Annotated in this window: 8 protein-coding genes; all 8 read left to right on the top strand. The window is 64.3% G+C overall.

Annotation, left to right across the window (positions count from 1 at the left end):
• Positions 1–221 precede the first annotated feature (221 nt).
• The 8 genes from pstC to ACVOK8_RS18895 all read left to right on the top strand — a co-directional run bounded on the left by pstC (position 222) and on the right by ACVOK8_RS18895 (position 6445).
• Positions 222–1193 (top strand): phosphate ABC transporter permease subunit PstC, encoded by a 972-nt coding sequence (gene pstC / locus ACVOK8_RS18930; RefSeq protein WP_481545415.1) that lies wholly within the window; start codon positions 222–224, stop codon positions 1191–1193.
• Positions 1193–2056, top strand: a complete 864-nt coding sequence (gene pstA / locus ACVOK8_RS18925; protein ID WP_481537657.1) for a phosphate ABC transporter permease PstA — start codon at positions 1193–1195, stop codon at positions 2054–2056. Before pstC ends, pstA begins: the two co-directional genes overlap by 1 nt.
• Positions 2057–2087: 31 nt before the next feature.
• Entirely contained in the window at positions 2088–2918 is an 831-nt protein-coding gene (gene pstB / locus ACVOK8_RS18920) for a phosphate ABC transporter ATP-binding protein PstB (protein ID WP_481568162.1), read from the top strand.
• Positions 2919–3073: 155 nt separating this feature from the next.
• Positions 3074–3781 (top strand): phosphate signaling complex protein PhoU, encoded by a 708-nt coding sequence (phoU, locus tag ACVOK8_RS18915; protein ID WP_481517408.1) that lies wholly within the window; start codon positions 3074–3076, stop codon positions 3779–3781.
• A 205-nt stretch (positions 3782–3986) separates the two neighbouring features.
• Positions 3987–4340 carry an RcnB family protein gene (locus ACVOK8_RS18910; protein ID WP_481568161.1) on the top strand — a complete coding sequence of 118 codons (354 nt, stop codon included), beginning with the start codon at positions 3987–3989 and terminating at the stop codon, positions 4338–4340.
• A 138-nt stretch (positions 4341–4478) separates the two neighbouring features.
• The gene (locus ACVOK8_RS18905) at positions 4479–4844 is read left to right on the top strand and encodes an HvfA family oxazolone/thioamide-modified RiPP metallophore (RefSeq protein WP_481545419.1); all 366 of its coding nucleotides are present in this window, start codon (positions 4479–4481) and stop codon (positions 4842–4844) included.
• 22 nt (positions 4845–4866) lie between these two features.
• Complete coding sequence (locus tag ACVOK8_RS18900; protein ID WP_481568159.1) at positions 4867–5685, top strand: HvfB family MNIO-type RiPP peptide maturase; 819 nt, start codon at positions 4867–4869, stop codon at positions 5683–5685.
• Positions 5678–6445 (top strand): HvfC family RiPP maturation protein, encoded by a 768-nt coding sequence (locus tag ACVOK8_RS18895; protein ID WP_481568158.1) that lies wholly within the window; start codon positions 5678–5680, stop codon positions 6443–6445. The genes ACVOK8_RS18900 and ACVOK8_RS18895 overlap by 8 nt, the downstream gene beginning before the upstream one ends.
• The last annotated feature ends 155 nt before the right edge of the window (positions 6446–6600 follow it).

Below are 6600 nucleotides of genomic sequence, written 5' to 3'. Positions count from 1 at the left end.
CCGCGCGCCGGGTGGGGGCGGCCGCTCCTCCGCTCCCGCGTGGGGTTGTTGTGTGGCGGCGCCTGGGCCTGGCCCCCCCCGCCCCCCCCCCCCCCCCCCCCCCCCCCGCCTCTGTCATACCGTCATCCCCGCGCAGGCGGGGGTCACGACCTCGAAGAATTGAATTCCCCGACCTCGGGGACAGAAACACCACCGCATCCTCCTGGGCCCCTGCCGCTGCCATGAATGCCATTGCACCGTCCCTAGCTTCTTCGCCCACTTCACGCGACCTGCGTGACGCCCGCAACGAGCGTCTTTTCCGCTGGTTCCTGGTCGCCACCGTCGTCTTCGTCCTGGTCGCCCTGGCCGGCGCCGCACTGTCCATGCTCTGGGGCGGCCGCCACGCACTGCAGGAGCAGGGGCTCAGCTTCTTCTACTCCTCCGAGTGGAATCCAGTCGAGAACAAGTTCGGTGCGCTGGCACCGATCTACGGCACCATCGTTACCGCGCTGATCGCGATGTTGATCGCAGTGCCGGTGAGCTTCGGCATCGCCTTCTTCCTGACCGAAGTGGCACCGCGCTGGCTACGTGGCCCGGTTGGCACTGCTATCGAACTGCTGGCCGGCATCCCGTCCATCATCTACGGCATGTGGGGCCTGTTCGTGCTGGTGCCGGTGATGACCGAATACGTCACCCCGTTCCTCAATGATCACATCGGCCCACTGCCGGTAATCGGCGCCTTGTTCCGCGGCCCGCCGCTGGGCATCGGCATGCTTACGGCCGGCTTCGTGCTGGCGATCATGGTGATCCCCTTCATTTCCTCGGTGATGCGTGAGGTCTTCCTCACCGTCCCCACCCGCCTGAAAGAATCGGCCTACGCGCTGGGTTCGACCAAGTGGGAAGTGAGCTGGGACATCGTGCTGCCTTACACCCGCTCTGCTGTCATCGGCGGCGTGTTCCTTGGCCTCGGCCGTGCGCTCGGCGAAACGATGGCAGTGGCCTTTGTGATCGGCAACAGCGTGCGTCTGACCCCCTCGCTGCTTGAGCCGGGTACCACCATCGCCGCGCTGATCGCCAACGACTTCGGCGAAGCCACGGAAACCTACCGCTCGGCGTTGCTGCTGCTCGGCTTCGTGTTGTTCATCGTCACCTTCGTGGTGCTGGCACTGGCCCGCCTGATGCTGATGCGCCTGTCCCGCAAGGAGGGCAACTGATGTCCGCTTCCGCTGATTCGCTGTACCTGCGCCGCCGCGTCGTCAATCTTCTTGCCCTGTTCATGGGCTGCGCGACCGCCTTGTTCGGCCTGTTCTTCCTCGGCTGGATCCTGTGGACGCTGCTGTCCAAGGGCCTGCCCGGCATCAACATCAACCTGTTCACCAAGATGACACCGCCGCCGATGCAGGAAGGCGGCCTGCTCAACGCCTTCTTCGGCAGCGCGGTGATGTGTGCGATGGCGATCGGCATCGGCACGCCGCTGGGCGTGGCCGCCGGTACCTGGCTGGCCGAGTACGGCAATGCCCGCAAGGCCGGCACCGTGGTCCGCTTCGTCAATGACATCCTGCTGTCGGCACCGTCCATCGTGCTCGGCCTGTTCGTCTACACGCTCTACGTGATGCAGACCGGCGGCCAGTTCTCGGCATTTGCAGGCGCCTTGTCGCTGGCCTTCATCGTGCTGCCGGTGGTGATCCGCACCACCGACGAAATGCTGCGACTGGTACCGGTACAGATGCGCGAAGCCGCATTGGCACTGGGCGTGCCGCAGTGGAAGGTCATCATGCAGGTGCTGTACCGCAGCGCCATGGCCGGCATCGTCACCGGCATCCTGCTGGCGCTGGCCCGCATCTCCGGTGAAACCGCACCGCTGCTGTTCACCGCCTTCGGCAACCAGTACTGGAACAGCAATGTAATGCAGCCGATGGCATCGGTACCGGTAGTGATGAACCAGTTTGCCGGCAGCCCCTACGAATCCTGGCAGGTCTTGGCTTGGGCTGGTGCCCTGGTGCTGACCGTGTTCGTCCTGCTGGTCAGCCTCTCCGCGCGCGGCCTGCTGCTGCGCAACCGCATCTCGAACGACTGAACTTAAACGATTGATTGCCATGGACCTTCCCATGAACGACCTCAGCAACGCCGTACCGATGCAGCGCATCTCCGTGCCCGCCGCCAACCAGTCGCTGCATACGCCGGCGCCGGTCAAGCTGGCGGCACGCGGCCTGGACTTCTACTACGACAAGTTCCACGCGCTGAAGAGCATCAACCTGGAGATTCCGGAAAAGCGCGTCACCGCGCTGATCGGCCCTTCGGGTTGTGGCAAGTCCACCCTGCTGCGCATCTTCAACCGCATCTACGCGCTGTACCCGAAGCTGGAAGCGCGTGGTGAAGTGCTGCTGGACGGCGAGAACATCCTCTCGCCCAAGTACCCGATGAACCGCCTGCGCTCCAAGGTCGGCATGGTGTTCCAGAAGCCGGTGCCGTTCCCGATGACGATCTTCGAGAACGTCGCCTACGGCATCCGCCACCACGAGAAGCTGTCCAAGGCCGACATGGCCATGCGCGTCGAGCAGGCGCTGCGCCAGGGCGCGCTGTGGGACGAAGTGAAGGACAAGCTCAACCAGAGCGCACTGGGCCTGTCCGGCGGCCAGCAGCAGCGTCTGTGTATCGCCCGTGCCGTGGCCCTGCGCCCGGACGTGCTGCTGCTCGACGAGCCCACCTCGGCACTGGACCCGATCTCCACCAGCCGCATCGAGCAGCTGGTCGAAGAGCTGAAGAACGATTACACCATCGCCATCGTCACCCACAACATGCAGCAGGCCGCGCGCGTGTCCGACTACACCGCCTTCATGTACCTGGGCGACCTGATCGAACACGACCGCACTGAAACCATCTTCTCCAACCCCTCCAAGCAGCAGACCGAGGACTACATCACCGGTCGCTTTGGCTGAGGCTGGCGCGCGCGGACCGTACAAGGGTTCGCCGCCCGCTGGACGCCTGGCCAAGGACGGCCCGGCCGCACTCCGAAGCCAGATGTACGCCATGGATGGCAACGCAGCTCCCGAACGAATGCAGTCCCACCCGAACAGTCTCCAGCGAGCATTCCATGAATCTTCCCAACGACCACATCGTCAAGAGCTATGACGAAGAACAGCAGCGACTGGTAGCCGAGATCGTGCGCATGGGCGAAATGTCCGTTGCCCAGCTCGAAGCCGCGCTGGACGTGATCGAGCGCCGCGACGAGAAGGCCGCGCAGCGCATCGTCGCCAACGACGAGGCCATCGACCAGCTCGAGCAGCAGATCAGCCACGACGTGATGCGCTTGGCCCTGCGTGGGCCGATGGCCCGCGACCTGCGCGAGATCCTCGCCGGTCTGCGTATCCCCGCCGACATCGAGCGCATCGGCGACTACGCTGCCAACGTCGCCAAGCGTTCCATCGCCTTGGCCGCAGTGCCGCCGCTGCCGCAGATCCAGGGCGTACGCGCTTTGGGCCGACTGGCTGCAATGCAGGTGCGTCGCGCGATGGAAGCCTATCGCGACAACGACGCCGAGGCCGCACTGAAGCTGCGTGCCGACGACGCACGCCTGGACGCCCAGTACACCGCGCTGTTCCGCGAGCTGCTGACCTACATGATGGAAGACCCGCGCAACATCACCCCGTGCACGCACCTGCTGTTCATGGCCAAGAACCTGGAACGCATCGGCGACCACGCCACCAATATCGCCGAGAACGTCTGGTTCCTGGTGCACGGCGATGCGCCGCTGCCGCCACGCGAGAAGCGCGACGAAACCAGCACCGTCGATCACGCCTGATCGACGGTTGTCCGGCCGCTGCCTGCATGCGCAGCGGCGGTACTGCCATCCCGTCCGTATAGGCCCGTTGTACCTCGTCGTGGCGGGCCGATACAGACTGGTACAAAGTGATACTCCGCCGCCTGGATTTTTAATCAGGCATTCACGGCATTTTTCCGAGCATGGACTCGTCCGCAGCACTCCCGCCGCGCACTGAGGAATTGCCATGAAGCGTATCGCTGCCACCCTGCTGAGCCTGTCCCTGCTGGCCTCCGGTGCCGCCTTTGCCGGCCCCACGCAGGATCGTGACCGTGACGACAGCCGTCACGACAAGTCGGCCCATGCGTCTGTACCGCACACCCAAGGCCACGGCAACAGCACTCCTGCGCCGGCCGCGCACAACGGTGCCCGCCACGCATCCAGCAACAGCGCGCACCATGCCCCACGCAAGGGCGAGCGCCTGCCACAGAACCAACGCGGCAACCGTATTGCCGATTACAGCAAGCACGGCCTGCGCAAGCCCGGCCGCGGCAACGAATGGCGCAAGGTCGATATCGATATCGTCAGCGGCCATCGCTGATCACCATCGCCAGCTGAATCAACACGGGCCCCAAGTGGGCCCGTTGTCATTCCAACGATGGCAAGGTCACGCCATTGCGCGGAGCCGCTTGCTAAGCTCCAGCCTCCCCCCGGCCCTACCACTACCGGAGACATTCCAATGGCCATCGACATCCGCAAGCCCGCCTCCCTCGCCCTCGGCGCTGCCCTGCTCGGCGGCATGGCAGCCCCTGCTTTTGCCATGACCGATCTTGCCCAAGGCTACGCGCTCGGCGCCAGCGTCCAGACCCCGCCAACCGCTGAAGCGCAGGCCACTACCGCTACCGAACAGAACGCCGACGCTGCCGCCAAGCAGAAGGCCGAAGGCAAGTGCGGCGAAGGTAAATGTGGCGAAGGCAAGTGCGGCGCCGACAAGGACAAGCCAAAGACCGACGCTACCAAGGCTGAAGGCGAAGCGGCTGCCACATCGGACAAAGCAAAAGCCGAAGGCAAGTGCGGTGAGGGCAAATGTGGCGGTAAGCACTGATCCCAACACAACAAGCCAGCGCTTGCCCGCCCAGGCCAGCGCTGGCCTGGGCTTGCGGCGCTCGCTGCTGGACGCCTTGCAGGCCGCGCCGGCTGGCGCATTTGATTTTCTCGAATGCGCCCCGGACAACTGGATCGGCGTTGGCGGCAGCTTGGGCGAAGCGCTGGCCGCACTGTCGCAGCGGAACCCGCTCAGCTGCCATGGATTGTCGCTGTCGCTGGGTGGCCCCGCCCCGCTGGATGTGGAATTCCTTGCACGCACGCGGCGCTTCCTCGACCAGCATCAGGTCGCGCTGTACAGCGAGCACCTCAGCTGGTGCACGGATGACGGCCATCTCTACGAGCTGCTGCCGCTGCCCTTCACCACCGAAGCCGTGCAGCATGTTGCCGCCCGCATCCGCCAGACCCAGGACATCCTCGGTCGTCGTATTGCCGTGGAAAATGCCTCCTACTACGCAGTACCTGCAGCGGACATGGACGAGGCAGATTTCATCAATGCAGTGCTCGACGAAGCCGATTGCGACCTGCTGCTGGACGTCAACAACGTCTACGTCAACGCCATCAACCACGGTTATGACGCGCGCGCGTTTCTGGCACGCCTGCCCTCACAGCGCATTGCCAGCTACCACGTCGCCGGTCATCACGACGAAGCCGAAGATTTGAAGATCGACACCCACGGCATGCCGGTCAAGGGCGATGTCTGGGCGCTGCTGGCCGACACCTACGCCATGCATGGCGTGCGCCCCACCCTGCTGGAGCGCGACTTCAACTTCCCGCCGCTGTCCGAGCTGCTGGAAGAACTGACGCGTATCCGTCAGTTGCAGCAGGCCGCTCATGGCTGAGTCACTGCGCCAATTACAGATGCACTTTGCCGCGCACCTGCGCGACCCGTTGCAACAACCTGCTCCGGCAGGTATCGCCGACAGACGCATGCAGGTGTATCGCGAGCTGTATTTCAACAATATCCAGAGCCTGTTGACTGCCAATTTCCCGGTTATCGCACGTACCTTGGGCGAGTCGCGCTGGCAGCAGCTGGTGCGTGGTTTCTGCCGCGAGCACCGTGCACATACACCGCTGTTTCCGGAAATCGGGCAGGAGTTCATTGCCTTTCTGGACAATCGATCCGCCGATCCGCAAGCGCCTTGGCTGCTGGAGCTTGCACATTACGAATGGATCGAGCTGGCGCTGAAGATCAGCGATGAAGCACTGCCCGCGCATGATCCTGATGGTGACTTGTTGACTGGCAGCCCGGTCTGTTCCCCCTGGTGCCGGGCGCTGGCTTACCAGTGGCCGGTGCATAGGATTGGTCTGGATTATCAGCCCGTTGAGCTACCGCTACAGCCGACGTTGCTGCTGGCCAGACGCGAGGCTGATGGCGATATTGTTTTCTCCGAGCTTTCGCCGTTGCTGTACCGGCTGCTGGAGAGGCTGGAGCAGTTTCCCCGGCTCAGCGGGCTTGAGCAATTGCAGGCGTTGGCGGTTGAAGCGGGTACAGCGGCTGATGATGCTTTCATCAGCAATGGCGCGGCGATGCTGGAGCAATTGCGGGGTAAGGCTTGCTTGCTGGGTGCTTCTGCCCCCTCCCTTGCGCCAAAGGCGTAGGGGAGGGTTGGGGAGGGGTTGGCTTTCAGGCATTTCCAGCATTGCCGGCAACACCCTGTAGTGGGGCGGGCCCCCGCCGGCCGGCGCTCGCCCGGCCCCGCCACGCCCGCCCAAGGAGGCCCCAGCCAGGGGCCCCCAACACCGGACCCACCCAC

The sequence above is a fragment of the Stenotrophomonas sp. STEN083 genome, assembly GCF_056759195.1.
The sequence above is the reverse complement of the archived record's forward strand: the minus strand, read 5'-3'. Positions and strand labels throughout refer to the sequence as shown.

Coding starts and splice junctions, on each gene's coding strand:
- pstC (WP_481545415.1), top strand. CDS start 222: ATGAATGCCATTGCACCGTCCCTAGCTTCTTCGCCCACTTCACGCGAC.
- pstA (WP_481537657.1), top strand. CDS start 1,193: ATGTCCGCTTCCGCTGATTCGCTGTACCTGCGCCGCCGCGTCGTCAAT.
- pstB (WP_481568162.1), top strand. CDS start 2,088: ATGAACGACCTCAGCAACGCCGTACCGATGCAGCGCATCTCCGTGCCC.
- phoU (WP_481517408.1), top strand. CDS start 3,074: ATGAATCTTCCCAACGACCACATCGTCAAGAGCTATGACGAAGAACAG.
- ACVOK8_RS18910 (WP_481568161.1), top strand. CDS start 3,987: ATGAAGCGTATCGCTGCCACCCTGCTGAGCCTGTCCCTGCTGGCCTCC.
- ACVOK8_RS18905 (WP_481545419.1), top strand. CDS start 4,479: ATGGCCATCGACATCCGCAAGCCCGCCTCCCTCGCCCTCGGCGCTGCC.
- ACVOK8_RS18895 (WP_481568158.1), top strand. CDS start 5,678: ATGGCTGAGTCACTGCGCCAATTACAGATGCACTTTGCCGCGCACCTG.